The 14,161-nt window shown below is 68.9% G+C and carries 13 protein-coding genes; 5 read left to right on the top strand and 8 right to left on the bottom strand.

Features of this window, described 5'->3' with window-relative positions:
• Window positions 1-28: 28 nt before the first annotated feature.
• Complete coding sequence (locus C0J29_RS11370; RefSeq protein ID WP_065047125.1) at window positions 29-967, bottom strand: DMT family transporter; 939 nt, start codon at window positions 965-967, stop codon at window positions 29-31.
• 246 nt (window positions 968-1,213) lie between these two features.
• Complete coding sequence (locus C0J29_RS11365; protein ID WP_120792382.1) at window positions 1,214-2,155, bottom strand: DMT family transporter; 942 nt, start codon at window positions 2,153-2,155, stop codon at window positions 1,214-1,216.
• Window positions 2,156-2,457: 302 nt separating this feature from the next.
• Between C0J29_RS11365 and C0J29_RS11360 the strand changes: the two genes are divergently transcribed.
• Together C0J29_RS11360 and C0J29_RS11355 are read left to right on the top strand one after the other, a co-directional pair.
• On the top strand, window positions 2,458-4,242 hold the full coding sequence (locus C0J29_RS11360) for a serine/threonine-protein kinase (protein WP_120792381.1): 1,785 nt from the start codon (window positions 2,458-2,460) through the stop codon (window positions 4,240-4,242).
• A gap of 168 nt (window positions 4,243-4,410) precedes the next feature.
• Window positions 4,411-5,793, top strand: coding sequence for a DUF349 domain-containing protein (locus C0J29_RS11355; protein WP_120792380.1), 1,383 nt, complete (start codon window positions 4,411-4,413; stop codon window positions 5,791-5,793).
• A gap of 19 nt (window positions 5,794-5,812) precedes the next feature.
• Here C0J29_RS11355 and C0J29_RS11350 read toward each other — a convergent pair whose 3' ends face one another.
• The 4 genes from C0J29_RS11350 to recA form a co-directional block, all read right to left on the bottom strand.
• On the bottom strand, window positions 5,813-6,421 hold the full coding sequence (locus C0J29_RS11350) for an Rv2732c family membrane protein (RefSeq protein WP_065162613.1): 609 nt from the start codon (window positions 6,419-6,421) through the stop codon (window positions 5,813-5,815).
• A 6-nt stretch (window positions 6,422-6,427) separates the two neighbouring features.
• On the bottom strand, window positions 6,428-7,984 hold the full coding sequence (gene miaB, locus C0J29_RS11345) for a tRNA (N6-isopentenyl adenosine(37)-C2)-methylthiotransferase MiaB (protein WP_167482728.1): 1,557 nt from the start codon (window positions 7,982-7,984) through the stop codon (window positions 6,428-6,430).
• Between the two features lie 84 nt (window positions 7,985-8,068).
• A complete protein-coding gene (gene recX, locus C0J29_RS11340; RefSeq protein WP_065162612.1) occupies window positions 8,069-8,593 on the bottom strand; it encodes a recombination regulator RecX in 525 nt (174 codons plus the stop codon).
• A complete protein-coding gene (gene recA, locus C0J29_RS11335; RefSeq protein WP_120792378.1) occupies window positions 8,559-9,599 on the bottom strand; it encodes a recombinase RecA in 1,041 nt (346 codons plus the stop codon). Before recA ends, recX begins: the two co-directional genes overlap by 35 nt.
• A gap of 168 nt (window positions 9,600-9,767) precedes the next feature.
• On the opposite strand from recA, the gene C0J29_RS11330 reads away from it, so the two are divergent.
• The gene (locus C0J29_RS11330; RefSeq protein ID WP_120794680.1) at window positions 9,768-10,418 is read left to right on the top strand and encodes a (2Fe-2S)-binding protein; all 651 of its coding nucleotides are present in this window, start codon (window positions 9,768-9,770) and stop codon (window positions 10,416-10,418) included.
• An 81-nt stretch (window positions 10,419-10,499) separates the two neighbouring features.
• Here the strand turns inward: C0J29_RS11330 and C0J29_RS11325 are convergent, their stop codons facing one another.
• Both C0J29_RS11325 and C0J29_RS11320 read right to left on the bottom strand, forming a co-directional pair.
• Window positions 10,500-10,694 (bottom strand): DUF3046 domain-containing protein, encoded by a 195-nt coding sequence (locus tag C0J29_RS11325; protein WP_065047141.1) that lies wholly within the window; start codon window positions 10,692-10,694, stop codon window positions 10,500-10,502.
• A gap of 17 nt (window positions 10,695-10,711) precedes the next feature.
• A complete protein-coding gene (locus C0J29_RS11320) occupies window positions 10,712-11,878 on the bottom strand; it encodes a glycosyltransferase (protein ID WP_120792377.1) in 1,167 nt (388 codons plus the stop codon).
• Between the two features lie 43 nt (window positions 11,879-11,921).
• Between C0J29_RS11320 and C0J29_RS11315 the strand changes: the two genes are divergently transcribed.
• The gene (locus tag C0J29_RS11315) at window positions 11,922-12,374 is read left to right on the top strand and encodes a limonene-1,2-epoxide hydrolase (RefSeq protein WP_065047145.1); all 453 of its coding nucleotides are present in this window, start codon (window positions 11,922-11,924) and stop codon (window positions 12,372-12,374) included.
• Window positions 12,375-12,532: 158 nt separating this feature from the next.
• Window positions 12,533-14,155, top strand: a complete 1,623-nt coding sequence (locus C0J29_RS11310; protein ID WP_120792376.1) for a PE family protein — start codon at window positions 12,533-12,535, stop codon at window positions 14,153-14,155.
• Window positions 14,156-14,161: the final 6 nt, after the last annotated feature.

Raw genomic sequence — 14,161 nt, 5'->3', positions numbered from 1 at the left:
CGGCGTCCGGGGTGTTCGAGGCTGTGGCCTACCCGTCAGCGGCGGTGATGACCGGGGCTGCCTTTTCCGGCCCGTCGGTCCGATGCGCTTCTTCGGCGTCGGCTTCCATGTTGGCGGCCTCGCCGCGGGCCAGCGCCACCGTCGCGGTGATCACCACAGCGGCGGCGATGGCCAGCACGAAACCTTCGGGACCGTCGGCGTCCAGCGTCTCGCCGAGCACGAGGACCCCCAGGATCGTCGCCACCACCGGCTTGGCGACGGTCATCGTCGGCAACGAGGCGGTCAGCGAACCGGCGCGGAATGCCGACTGCTGGAAGATCATCCCGCACAGCATCACCACCAGCCAGGGGATGAACTCCGGGGTGGTCACGGCGGCCCACAGACCCTGGTGGTGCAGAACGTCGACAACCCCTTTGGTCAGCACGGCGAACAGCGCCAAGGACGAACCGGCCACCAGCGCCAGCAGCGCCGCGGCCTGAGGACGGCCGTGCCACACCTTGGCCGCCACCACGCAGGACACCAGGATCGGTCCCATCACCGCCGCCACCACGATCCAGGTGCTCAGCGGTGCCCGGTCATGGCCGGCGGCCGGATCGCCGACGATGATCACCACGGCCAGAGACGCGGCCAACACCGTCGCCCACAGCCACTGCGACCGGGTGATCCGGTGGTGCGCGAGCCGGGCGTAGATAGGCAGGGCGAACAGCAGCGCCGTCACCTGTAACGCGGTCACCAATACCACCGACGCGAAGGCCAGGGCCATCGCCTGCAGGCTGTAGTTGAGCACCGCACACCCGCCGCCCGTCCACCACTTGGCGTCGCGCAGCGACATGCCGAACAGCTTGAGGTGGCCGACTTCTTCTTCATCGGTGATTTCGTGAGCCGAGCGCTGACGAATCACGTCGCCGGTTGCTGAAGCGAGCGCGGCAAACAACGCGATAATCGCGGAGATTCCGACCATTGACATGGCGACCCTCAATTCCCCAACTTCGCCACCGGCGTTCCCGCGATGTTCGCCGGCAGTTCATCAAACACTCTATGGCTCTGCCCTTGGTCTGGACAGTGATCGTGCTCCGCTCAGACTTTCGAACCGAGCTGAGATCCTCCCAGAATCAGCTAAGAGGCAGCTGTGAAAGCCCGACCGAAGGTCCTAGGTAACGGTACCCGGCCGCACTCGATCGCTATCACGTGCAACTCAACGGGAACCGTTTCGTTACCCGCCGCCGCCCGGCCGGCCCGGTCCGGAAACGGCCAACTGGCCTGCGGTTTCCACGCCATCGCGGGACGGCGCCAGCATGGCTGCCTCGTCACGGGCCAGCGCGACGGTGGCGACGATAACCACGGTCACCGCGGCGGCCAGGGTCAGTACCTGGCCCTCCCCGGCGTGCACCACTTCGCCCAGCACGGTCACCCCCAGCACCGACGCGATCACCGGTCTGGACACGGTGATCGTCGGCAGGGTCGCGGTCAGGACCCCGTGCCGCAACGCCGATTGCTGCAGCATCAACCCGATCGGCAGGACCGCGATCCACGCGTACAGTTCGGGGGCCCGCGCCACCTGCTCGAAGCCCTTGCCGAGTTCGGCAACCACGCCCTTGGTCAACACCGTGAACACCGCCAGCGCCGACGCCGAGCCCAGCGCCAGCAGGACAGCGGAGGTGGTGCCCGACGCCAGCCGCCCACCCAGCACGCACAGCAGCAGCCCCGGAACCATGACCGCGGCAACCACGACCCAGGTGTGCAGCGGAGCCCGCGCGTAGCCGGCGGTGGGGTCGCCGGCCAGGACGATGACCGCGACCGCGGCGGCCAGCAGGATCGCCCACATCCACTCCTTGGCGGTGCAGCGGTGGTGCGTCAGCCGGGCGTCGATCGGCAGCGCGAACAGCAACGCGGTGGCCTGCAGGGATTGCACCAGCACCACCGACCCCATGGTCAGCGCGAGGGCCTGGAAGACGAAGCTGCCGAGCGCCGCCAGGCTGCCCAACCACCACTGGACGTGTCGCAGCGACAGGTGGAAGAGAGCGAGATGTCCGACCTGTTCCTCGGTGACCTGTTGTGCGGACCGCTGCAGAATCACATAGCTGACGCCGGCCAGCAGTGCGGCGACCAGTGCCAGCAACGTCGCATATTCGACCCCGTAATCGACGTTGCCCACCGCTGACCTCCCGCCGAAAGCCGGACCGAAATCGCCCGTTAGCGGTTCAATAATGACTGGTCTGCGCTGGATAAGCGACACAACCGGAATTTCCGCCGGAAATGGTCCACGGTCGCAGCGATCGCCCGTCACGCAGGCAACACAGCTAACGGAACGGTTCCAGCTTGGGGTGGATGCTGCATTATTGGTGCGGCCGGTTTGACGAGGAATTACCGTCATGGTTGCTTGACCGCGCGATGCGGTAGTTAAGTCGACCGGGTGGGGTTATCGGTGCATTTGCCCGTTGGGTTGAGGAGTCGACGATGAGCTCCGCGCACGGTTCACGAGTGGGGACCCGATTCGGGCCCTATTTCCTCAAGCGGCAGCTCGGCGTCGGCGGCATGGGTGAGGTGTACGAGGCGGTCGACACCGTCCGGCAACGGGTCGTCGCGCTCAAGCTGCTCAGCGAACGGCTCAGCCACGACCCGGTATTCCGGATGCGCATGCAACGGGAAGCTCGCAACGCCGGCCGGTTGCAGGAACCCCACGTCGTGCCGATCCACGACTACGGCGAGATCGACGGCCAGCTGTACCTCGACATGCGCCTGATCGAAGGCACCCACCTGGCCCTGCTGCTGGAGCGGTTCGGACCGGTGACACCGCCGTGGGCGGTGGCCCTGGTGCATCAGGTGGCTTCCGCATTGGATGCCGCCCACGCCGCCGGGGTGATGCATCGCGACGTCAAACCGGAGAACATCCTGGTCACCCAGGACGACTTCGTCTACCTGGTGGATTTCGGGATCGCCAGCGCGGCCACCGACGAGAAGCTGACGCAGATCGGCACGGCCGTCGGGACCTGGCGGTACATGGCCCCTGAGCGGTTCTCCGACGCCGAGGTGAACCATCGCGCCGATATCTATTCGCTGACGTGCGTGTTGCACGAATGCCTGACCGGGACGCCGCCGTACCGGGCCGACAGCGCGGGAATGCTGATCACCGCGCACCTGATGGCGCCCATTCCCCGTCCCAGCCAGCTCCGCCCGGGTATTCCGCCTGCATTCGACGCGGTGATCGCGCGCGGAATGGCCAAGCGCCCGGAGGAACGCTTCGCCAGCGCGGGCGAGCTGGCGGCCGCGGCACACCAGGCGCTCAGTGGGCCGCACCAGGCGCAGGAGTTCCGCATCCTCAAGCGCAGCGAGCAGTCCGGGCCGCGGCCGGAGGAGGTTGAGGTGACGACGGCCTCCGTGGCGCTGCCGCAGTCCCTCGAGGGCGGGCCGGACCCGGAATCGTTGACAGCGCAACGCGACCTGGACGTCTCGGCACCGTTGATCCTGCCCAAGGGCCTGGTCGCTTCGGCGTCCCAACCGGAGACCCCCGCTCCGCCCGCTGAACCGCTCCCTCCCCCGCCGCCCGTTTCCCCGGCCGAGCCCGTTTCCCCGGCCGAGCCCGAAGCAGCGCCGGAATTCAGGCCCGAGCCGCGCCCGGCCGCCCGGCACCCGGCATCCCTGAGCGCACGTCTGCGCAATCCGTGGGTGCTGATCGGAGCGATCGTCCTGGTGGTCCTCCTGCTGCTGGCCGCACAGGGCATCAGGCTCAGCCTGCGCCCGAGCCCCACCGCGGCGCCCAGAACCACGACCGTCGCCCCAACCACCACAACCTCGGCGGCCGCACCGGCGATGGGGTCGGCGGACGCCCTGGCGCGCCTGCTCAGCCTGCTGCCGCTCGGGTACGCGCCAGGGGCCTGCAAGCCCTTCCTGCCGCCGAAAGATGCGCTGGCACGGGTGATCTGCGACAAGAACATCGACCCGGGCGGCCCCAATCGCGCCGTGTTCACGGTATTCGGCGAGACCGAAACTCTGCGGCAGTTCTTCGACGGGCTGCTGCGCACCGACATCATGGTCAACTGCCCGGATGAGGCCAAGTCACCCGCCGAATGGCACCACGCCGACAGCCCGCAGATCGGCGGCAGGGCATTCTGCGCGGTCCAGGACAGCAGCCCGTCGCTGGTGTGGACCAACGAGGCCCAACTGATGATCGCGCTCACCCAGGGAGACCCGCAGGGTCCCACCCTGGAACAGCTCGACGCCTGGTGGAAAAAGCACCGGTGATCGGAAGGTGGCGGCGCACCGCCGGTCAAGCTGCTTGAATACTTGTTGGAAACCGGTCGGAAACCGCGGTGGTACGCACCAGAGTCGCCGATCGGACGGGTGCCGCTTCGCGCGGCAGCTGCGCGGGAAGTCGTCCGCGCGACTGGCAGAGGGTAGGTGACGAGCGCAATGACGGGTGAGCAGCCCAGCAGCAACGACGCAGCAACAGTCCAACCGGCTTCCAGACCGGTTCCTGGACCGGTTCCGGGACCGAGGCCCGGACCGCGACCCGGTCCCCGGCCGGGTGCAGCGCCCCGGCCCACCGCCCACGCGTCGGCACATCCGACGTCGACGTTGCCCCACAGCGATCCGCACCGATTCGGCCGTGTCGACGACGACGGCACGGTGTGGCTGCTCAGCGCGGCCGGCGAACGGGTCGTCGGTTCGTGGCAGGCCGGTGACGCCGAGGCGGCGTTCGCCTATTTCGGCAGACGCTACGACGATCTGAGCACCGAGATCGCCCTGATGGAGGAGCGGTTGGTGTCGGGCACCGGGGATCCCCGCAAGATCAACGCCAACGCGGGCGCCCTGCTCGAAACGTTGCCGACCGCTTGCGTGCTGGGCGACATCGACGCGCTGGCAGGCCGGCTGTCCGACATTCGCGCCCGCATCGACGTCTATGTCACCGCGCACCGCTCCCGGCGCATGGAGCACCGCGCCGCTCAGACCGCGCGCAAGGAGGCGCTCGCCGCCGAAGCCGAGGACCTGGCCGCGAACTCGACGCAGTGGAAGTCCGCCGGCGACCGGATGCGGGCGATCCTCGACGAATGGAAGACGATCACCGGGCTGGACCGCAAGGTCGACGACGCCTTGTGGAAGCGCTACTCCGCGGCCCGGGAGATCTTCAATCGGCGGCGCGGATCCCACTTCGCCGAACTGGACCGGGAGCGGTCCGGCGTGCGCCAGGCCAAAGAGCGGTTGTGCGAGCGAGCCGAGGCGTTGTCCGACTCGACCGACTGGACCGCTACCAGCGCGGAGTTCCGCAAGCTGCTGACCGAGTGGAAGGCCGCCGGCCGCGCCAGCAAGGACATGGACGACGCCCTGTGGCGCCGGTTCAAGGCCGCTCAGGACTCGTTCTTCAGCGCGCGCAACGCCGTCACCGCGGAGAAGGACGCCGAGTTCCGCGCCAATGCCACCGCGAAAGAGGCGCTGCTGGCCGAGGCCGAGAAGATCGACACCAGCAACCATGACGCCGCACGGGCGGCCCTGCGCAACATCGCCGACAAGTGGGACGCGATCGGCAAGGTGCCCCGCGAGCGCTCCGCCGAATTGGAGCGCCGACTGCGGGCCATCGAGAAGAAGGTGCGCGACGCCGGCGAGTCGGACTGGGCCGACCCGCAGGCGCAGGCCCGCGCCGAGCAGTTCCGGGCCCGCGCAGAGCAATTCGAGCAGCAGGCTGCCAAGGCGGCCGCGGCGGGAAAGACCAAGGAAGCCGACGAGGCCAAAGCGAACGCCGAGCAGTGGCGTCAATGGGCCGATGCCGCCGCCCAGGCGTTGACCCGCAGGTCTTAAGCGTCGACCCGAAGGTCTCTTAGGCGTCTTTCGGTTCGGCGCCGGACCGCGGCTCGTCGGGGCCGGCGGTGTCCGTGTTCAGACTGTCCAGCAGGGTCTTGGACTGATCCTGCGCGACGACGCGCCGGCGCTCCTCCTCGGCGGCCAGTTGCACGATGGTGCGTTGCCAAACCACCCGCGCCCAGTGAAACGTCAGCAGTATCACGGTGATCCACGCGACGAACAGCCCGATGCCCGGTCCGGGGTGGCCCGCCGACACGGTCTGGCGAGACCAGACTGCCAACAGCCCCGTGCCGCTGGCCAGCATGGAACCGGCCAGAGCCACCCAGGCCACCGCCCAGCGCCGGGTCAGCAGGGCCAGGATCGAGAAGCCGACGCTGAACACCAGTGCCAGCCAGGTGAAAACCTGCTGCGGCAGGCCGACCGCGGCCGACCCGGCGCCGTGGCTGTTGAACAGCACGTCCCAGCCCCGCACGCCGCCGGTGTGCGGCAGGATGAACGATCCCAGTAGGACGAACACCAGGATCGCGACAACGAGAGCTCTGGCCCCGGGCTCGATTTCGCGCGCAACCCGGCGTTCAGCCGCCTCGATTTCAGACCGGTAGGCGTCGAATTCCGCCACGTGAATCTCCGTTCAGTTACAGGCCTGTGCGCCGCAACCGGCCGGCTGGGCCGGCGCGGCGACGGGCACCCCGACACCAGGCATACCCAGTACGACGCCGCTTGGACCCGAAGCGTGCGCATCGCCGGCGCGGGTGCGGCGGTGCGTCAGGATGCCGGCGTCGGCGATCAGGTGGTGGGGCGCGGCGTCGGTGACGACGGTGGTGATGACATCGCCGGGACGCACCTGCTGGTCGCCGGCGGTGAAATGCACCAGCCGGCCGTCGCGGGCGCGGCCGGTCATGCGCGCGGTGCGGCTGTCCTTGCGTCCCTCGCCGGTGGCGATCAGCAGCTCGACGGTCTGGCCCACCAGCGCGCGGTTGTGCTCCAGCGAGATCCGCTCCTGTAGTTCGACCAGCCGCTCATAACGTTGCTGCACAACGGCTTTCGGCAGTTGGTCGGGAAGTTCGGCGGCCGGCGTGCCGGGGCGCTGGGAGTACTGGAAGGTGAACGCGGCCGCGAAACGCGCCTGGGCCACCACGTCGAGAGTGGCGGCGAAGTCTTCTTCGGTCTCGCCGGGGAAACCGACGATCAGATCGGTGGTGATGGCGGCGTGCGGCATGGCCGCCCGTACCCGTTCGATGATGCCGAGATAGCGCTCGGCACGGTAGGAGCGCCGCATCGCGCGCAGAATCCGGTCCGATCCCGATTGCAGCGGCATGTGCAGGGCCGGGCACACGTTGGGCGTCTGCGCCATCGCCTCGATGACGTCGTCGGTGAACTCGGCCGGGTGCGGCGAGGTGAACCGGACGCGTTCCAGGCCGTCGATGTCGCCGCAGGCCCGCAGCAGTTCGGCGAAGGCGCCCCGGTTGCGCGGGATGGCCGGATCGGCGAATGAGACGCCGTAGGCGTTGACGTTCTGGCCGAGCAGGGTGACCTCGAGCACGCCGGTATCCACCAGCGACCGCACTTCGGCCAGAATGTCGGCCGGGCTGCGGTCGACCTCTTTGCCGCGCAACGACGGCACGATGCAGAACGTGCAGCTGTTGTTGCACCCGACTGAGATGGAAACCCAAGCGGCATAAGCGGATTCGCGGGCACTCGGCAGTGACGACGGGAATTCCTGTAACGCTTCGGCGATCTCGACCTGGGCTTCGTTGTTGTGCCGGGCCCGCTCCAACAGCGTGGGCAGTGACCCGATGTTGTGGGTGCCGAAGACGACGTCCACCCAGGGCGCCTTGCGCAGCACCGCATCGCGGTCCTTTTGCGCCAGGCAGCCGCCGACCGCTATCTGCATGTCGGGATTGCTGCGCTTGCGTGGCGCCAGGTGGCTGAGGTTGCCGTACAGCTTGTTGTCGGCGTTCTCGCGGACCGCACAGGTGTTGAAGACGACGATGTCGGCGTCAGTTCCGTCGGCCGCGCGGCGGTAACCGGCCGTTTCGAGCATCCCAGCAAGCCGTTCCGAATCGTGGACGTTCATCTGGCAGCCGTAGGTGCGTACCTGGTAGGTGCGGCCCGAATCGGAGGGCACCACAGCATCGGCAGCAGCGCCCACAGCGCCCGCCGAGCCTGATTCCACCGTCGAAGTCACGGGGGCCATCGTACTGGCGAGCGACGCGGGCCCCGGTTGTCGGCCTTGATGGCGGCCGCAACGGCGGCCGCGCCGGGGGGCCCTTCAGACCCGCCGGCGCTCCCGTTCGGCCGCCAACTCGCCCAGCACCACCTCGCACGCCACCGTTTGGCTGTACCCGCGGCGGGCCAGCATTCCGACCAGGCGGCGGGTCACCTTGGTGTCGTCCTCGCTCAGCACCTCACGCCGCAGTTTCGTCCGCACCAGCTGCTCAGCACGCTCCCGTTCGGCGCCGGCGTCGATACCGGCCAGCACCGTGTCGATCACCTGATTGTCGACGCCCTTGGTGTGTAACTCGGCGGCCAGTGCACGCCTGCTTTTTCCCGAGTTGGCGCGACGGGACTGCACCCACTGCTCGGCGAAGTCGGTGTCGTCGACCAAGCCGACGCCGGCCAGCCGATCCAGCACCCGGTTGCTGACGTCGTCGGGGTATCCCCGCTTGGTCAACTGACCGGCCAACTCGGCCCTGGTCCGTGATCGCGCGGTGAGCAGGCGCAGGCACAGTGCCCGCGCCTGCTCCTCGCGACGAGAGGACTCAGAAGTCGACGGGGGCGGGCAGGACGCTGTCATCGGTCACCACTGCACCAATGCCGAGCTTTTCCTTGATCTTCTTCTCGATCTCGTTGGCGATGTCGCCGTTCTCCATCAAGAAGTTGCGGGCATTCTCCTTACCCTGACCGAGTTGCTCACCCTCGTAGGTGAACCAGGCACCGGACTTGCGGATGAAGCCTTGATCCACACCCATGTCGATCAGCGAACCTTCCCTGCTGATGCCCTTGCCGTAGAGAATGTCGAACTCGGCCTGCTTGAACGGTGGCGAGACCTTGTTCTTGACCACTTTGACCCGGGTGCGGTTACCCACTGCATTGGTGCCGTCCTTGAGCGTCTCGATCCGCCTGACGTCCAGGCGCACCGACGCGTAGAACTTCAGCGCCTTGCCACCCGTGGTCGTCTCCGGGGAGCCGAACATCACGCCGATCTTGTCCCGGAGCTGGTTGATGAAGATTGCCGTGGTGCCCGAATTGTTCAGTGCACCAGTCATTTTCCGCAACGCCTGGCTCATCAGCCGGGCCTGCAGACCGACGTGGCTGTCACCCATCTCGCCTTCGAGTTCCGCGCGCGGCACCAGCGCCGCCACCGAGTCGATGACCACGATGTCGAGCGCACCCGAACGGATCAGCATGTCGGCGATCTCAAGCGCCTGTTCTCCGGTGTCCGGCTGGCTGACCAGCAGCGAATCGGTGTCGACGCCCAGCCTTTTGGCGTAGTCCGGGTCCAGCGCGTGCTCGGCGTCGATGAACGCCGCGACACCGCCGGCAGCCTGGGCATTGGCCACCGCGTGCAGCGCGACGGTGGTCTTACCGGAGGACTCCGGGCCGTAGATTTCGATGACCCGGCCCCGGGGGAGGCCGCCGATGCCCAGCGCCACGTCCAGTGCGATGGACCCGGTCGGAATCACTGAAATGGGCTGGCGGACCTCGTCCCCGAGGCGCATCACCGAGCCTTTGCCGTAACTCTTCTCGATCTGGGCCATAGCCAGTTCGAGAGCCTTCTCGCGATCGGGGGCTTGAGCCATGATGCCTCTCCTGTAGTCGGTGTTCGGTGACCGGTTTCGGTCGGTTGGCCGTGACACTAGAGAAGGCCACCGACAAGTCGAGATCTCCGAATGATCACCACAGTAGCCGAACACTTGTTCGACTCAAGTTCGACACGCCGCGTGTGGCAGGATCACCTCGAAGAACACATGAACATCGCTGCGGAACTGGCCGAAATTTCCACCTATGGCGGGTTTTTCGCCCTGACCGTGGGCGGAGATCCGGCCGGGTGGCACCCGGTCGCGCAGTCCTATGCCACCGGGTACGCCGACCTCATCGACGCCACCACCGGCCGCTACGCGACCTCCGACCTACGCATCGGCGCATCCCTGGTGCAACTCGGGCACGCCGCCCGGCTCTGGTCACCGGTCCTCGCGTGCGCGCTGGCCCACCACGTCATCCCGGACCTGACCGACCTGCATCGGGCCGACGACGGCGCCCAGTTGAGGCTGCCGCAACCCGTCGGAGTGCCCGTCGAGACCGTCTCCCCCGAGTTGCTGTACCGGCTCGTCGTGCAAGACCACCTGGACCGGCTCGCGGCCGGCTTGCAGGTCGGTCTGGCGCCAGGGCTGCTCTACGGCAACATCGCGTCGGCACTGGCGGGCACGTCGCGGCAGCTGATGCTGGCGCGCCCCGATCTCCGCGTGCCGATCGCCCGGACCACGACCGCGTTGCTGGACATCGGCAACCTGGCCGGCACCGGCGTGATCACCAGCGCGAACCTGGATTTCCGGCGCAACAGCTGTTGCCTCTACTACCGCATCCCGGGCGGCGGCAAGTGCGGCGATTGCGCGCTGTAGCGATCCTGCGCCCACTCTGCGGTGAGGGTGCGATTTCCGGCGGATCGCTGCCCTGGACGCAGGATCAACGGAACCGGGGAATTACCACTGCTCACGCGGCACGTCGAAGTCGGCACACAATGCCCGCCACACGTCGCGGGGCTCGATACCCTCTTCGATCGCCTGCGCAGCGGTACGACCGCCCAGCCCGGTCAGCACGTGGTCGACCAGCACTGAGGAGCCGTACGCGGCGCCGAAACGCAGCACCACCCGTTCGTTGAACTCGGTCAGCCGCACTCCAGCCAACCTACCGTTCAGCCGGCGACCGCCAACGCCTCGCGGCACACCCGCACCGGATCGGCCACCTCAGCGACGCTCGCGGCGGCTTGCCGCGCGGCCACACGGTACCGCGGCGACGACAGCACCTCGCCGACCTCGGCCACCAGTGACTCGCCGGTCAACGGCCTGATCAGCCGCCCGCTGCCTTGGCGTACCACCCGATTGGCGATCTCCCACTGATCCCCACCGCCGGGGACCACCACCAGCGGCACCCCGGCCAGCAGAGTCTTGGCCACCATCCCGTGGCCGCCGCCGCAGATCGCCACGTCGGCGTGCGTCAACAGCTCGTCCTGGCGACCCAGCCCCACCGTCGCCCAGGGCGGTACGTCCAACTCGTCACCGCCCAACCGGGACACCACCACCCGCGCACCCGCCGGCAGGGTCTCCCCCGGCCTCAGGTGTTGCAGTGCCAGTTCTGCCATTCCTACGGTGCCCGTCGATGCCGTCGACGGCGCGACCACCACCACCGGTCCCGGCCCCGGCGGGATCTGCAACACCCGGTCGGTCGGCTCGAAATGCAACGGACCCACCACGACCGCCTCGGCCGGCCAGTCCGGACGTGGGACCTCCAACGCGGGCAGTGTCGCAATCAGCCGCCGTACCGGCCCTGGATCCCGCGCCGGCAGCCCGATCTCTGCCCGGACGGTCGCCCGCTGCCGCAACCCCTCCCGCACGGACCGGGCCGTCAGCGCGCGCATCACGGTGTCGCGCAGCTTGCCGCGCAGGCCGGTGCCGGGCGCCAGGCCACTGCCGATCGGCGGCAACCCTTTCGACGGCAGATACAGCGGGTGCGGGCAGAGCTCGACCCACGGGATCCCCAGCAACTCGGCGGCCAGTCCGCCGCCCGAGGTGATGACGTCGGACACGATCAGATCCGGCGTCAGGCCACGCAAAGTCGGCGTGATGAGCACGGCCATCCGTGCGGCGCGACGGTGAATCCGGGCGCCCGCGTCGAGATCCTCATCGGTGGCCACCAGGCCGTCCAGTTCGATCGCATCGATCCCGTTGGCGCGTGCTACGTCCAGCCACTCGGCGCCCGTCAACAAGGTGGGCGAATCACCGGCCGCCAGGAAGCGTTGGCACAGCGCAATCGCGGGAAACGAGTGTCCGGGATCGGGTCCGGCGACCACGGCGACGCGCATCCGCCTCACCCTGCCACACCCGAATTCGCCTACGCTGGCAACTATGACTGAGCTGACTCAGAAGGGGCCCGCATCCGGAGCCGAAACCACCGACAACATCCGCGCTGTCGAGGATTTCCTCAACGCCCTGCAGGCCGAGGACTTCGACACCGTCGACGCGTTGCTGCACGACAATCTCGTCTACGAGAACGTCGGATTCTCCCGGATCCGCGGGGGCCGGAAGACGACGGCACTGCTGAGCAAGATGCAGGGCCGGATCGGCTTCGAGGTGAAAATCCACCGCATCGCCGCCGACGGTTCCGCCGTGCTCACCGAGAGAACCGACGCGCTGATCCTGGGCCCGCTGCGGCTGCAGTTCTGGGTCTGCGGCACATTCGAGCTGCACGACGGGCGGATCACGCTCTGGCGGGATTACTTCGACAGCTTCGACATGCTGAAGGCGACGCTGCGCGGGTTGGCCGGCCTGGTGGTTCCGTCGCTGCGCGCGACCTTGTAGACCGCCGGGCGCCCCCGTCGCCGAAATACGAAAAACTCTCACCGAAAACGAACCCCCGTGGCTCGGGGTCGCTATAACATTCCCCTGCCTTGTCTCGAGGGTGAGCTGGCAACCCTGGACAGGCGTGACCTATTGGCCATGGCGTGTGGAGGTCTGGGATGTCGTTCGTAATCACCTCGCCGGAGTTCGTGACGGCGGCAGCAACGGAATTGGCAAGTCTGGGCTCGACGGTCAGCGCGGCCAACGCCGCGGCCACCGCCCCCACCGTTTCGATGCTGGCCGCGGGCGCCGACGAGATCTCCGCGGCGGTTGCCGCGCTGTTCAACGGACACGGTCAGTCCTACCAGGCACTCAGTGTGCAGGCGGAGGCGTTCCACCAGCAGTTCGTGCAGACCCTGGCCGCTGGCGCCGGGCAGTATGCGGCCGCTGAGGCCGCCGCCGTGTCTCCGCTCGGGCCACTGCTCGACCTCATCAACGCGCCCTTCATCTCGGCCCTCGGCCGCCCCCTGATCGGCAACGGCGCCAACGGCAAGCCCGGAACCGGCGCGGACGGCGGGGCGGGTGGGATCTTGTGGGGCAACGGCGGAAACGGCGGATCGGGCCTGGGCGGCGCCGGCCAAAAAGGCGGCAATGGCGGCGCGGCAGGACTATTCGGCAACGGGGGCGCCGGAGGCGACGGCTCGTTCGGCCAGGCCGGAAAGACCGGCGGGGCCGGCGGTAACGGCGGCGCGGCCGGGCTGCTGTGGGGTCGCGCGGGCAACGGCGGCAACGGCGGCTGGACCGACCTCGCTGGCAGCTTGAACGGCGGTGCGGGCGGCGCCGGGGGTGCCGGCGGGCTGTTCAGCGCCGGTGGCAACGGCGGCACCGGCGGCTCCGCCAACTTCGCCGGTAACAGCGGGGGCGCTGGCGGGGCCGGCGGCGCGGGCGGACTCTTCGGCGCCGGGGGCGCCGGCGGGGTCGGCGGGGCGGGCGGCGACCCGACCAACAGGGGTGGCGCCGGCGGAGCCGGCGGCGCCAGTGGCATCTTCGGCCCCGGCGGCGGTGCTGGTGGCGCTGGCGGCATCGGCGGCAGCGGGGGTGGCGTAGGCGGTAATGGTGGAGGAGGTGGCGCCAGCGGCCTATTCGGTGAAGGCGGGGCCGGGGGGCACGGCGGCACGGGAAGTCAGGCCGGCGGCCTCGGTGGCGCCGGCGGCGGGGGAGGCACGATCCTGGGCAACGGAGGGGACGGCGGCACGGGTGGCGACACCACCTTCAGTGGTGTCGCCGGCGCGGGCGGGCAGGGCGGCAATGCCGGTTTCTTGTTCGGCAACGGCGGCGCCGGCGGAGCCGGCGGGTACGGCGGGGTGGTCCCATTCGGCAACGGCGGTGCTGGGGGCGGCGGCGGTAACGGCGGGTTGATCGGCTCTGGCGGCGCCGGCGGTGCAGGTGGCTTGGGCAGCAACAGTGGTGGGCAGGGCGGGGCCGGTGGTAACGCCGGCGCCCTCTACGGTTCCGGCGGTGCTGGTGGCGGCGGCGGAGCTGGCGAAAGCGGCGCCGGCGGTGATGGCGGAGCCGGCGGTAAAGGCGCGCTGCTCGGAGATGGCGGCAACGGCGGCAATGGCGGAGAAACGCTGGTGGGGAAGGCCGGAAGCGGCGGAAACGGCGGAAACGCCTTCCTGCTGGGCGGGGGCGGCAACGGCGGCAACGGCGGGCAGAGCACCGGTGGGAACGGCAACGCTGGCGCTGGTGGCACCGGGGGTCTGCTGCTCGGCCAGAACGGCCAGAGCGGTCTGCTGCCTTAGCCTGCG

It is taken from the genome of Mycobacterium paragordonae (genome assembly GCF_003614435.1).
In the GTDB taxonomy this organism is placed as follows: Bacteria; Actinomycetota; Actinomycetes; order Mycobacteriales; family Mycobacteriaceae; genus Mycobacterium; species Mycobacterium paragordonae.
The sequence above is the reverse complement of the archived record's forward strand: the minus strand, read 5'-3'. Positions and strand labels throughout refer to the sequence as shown.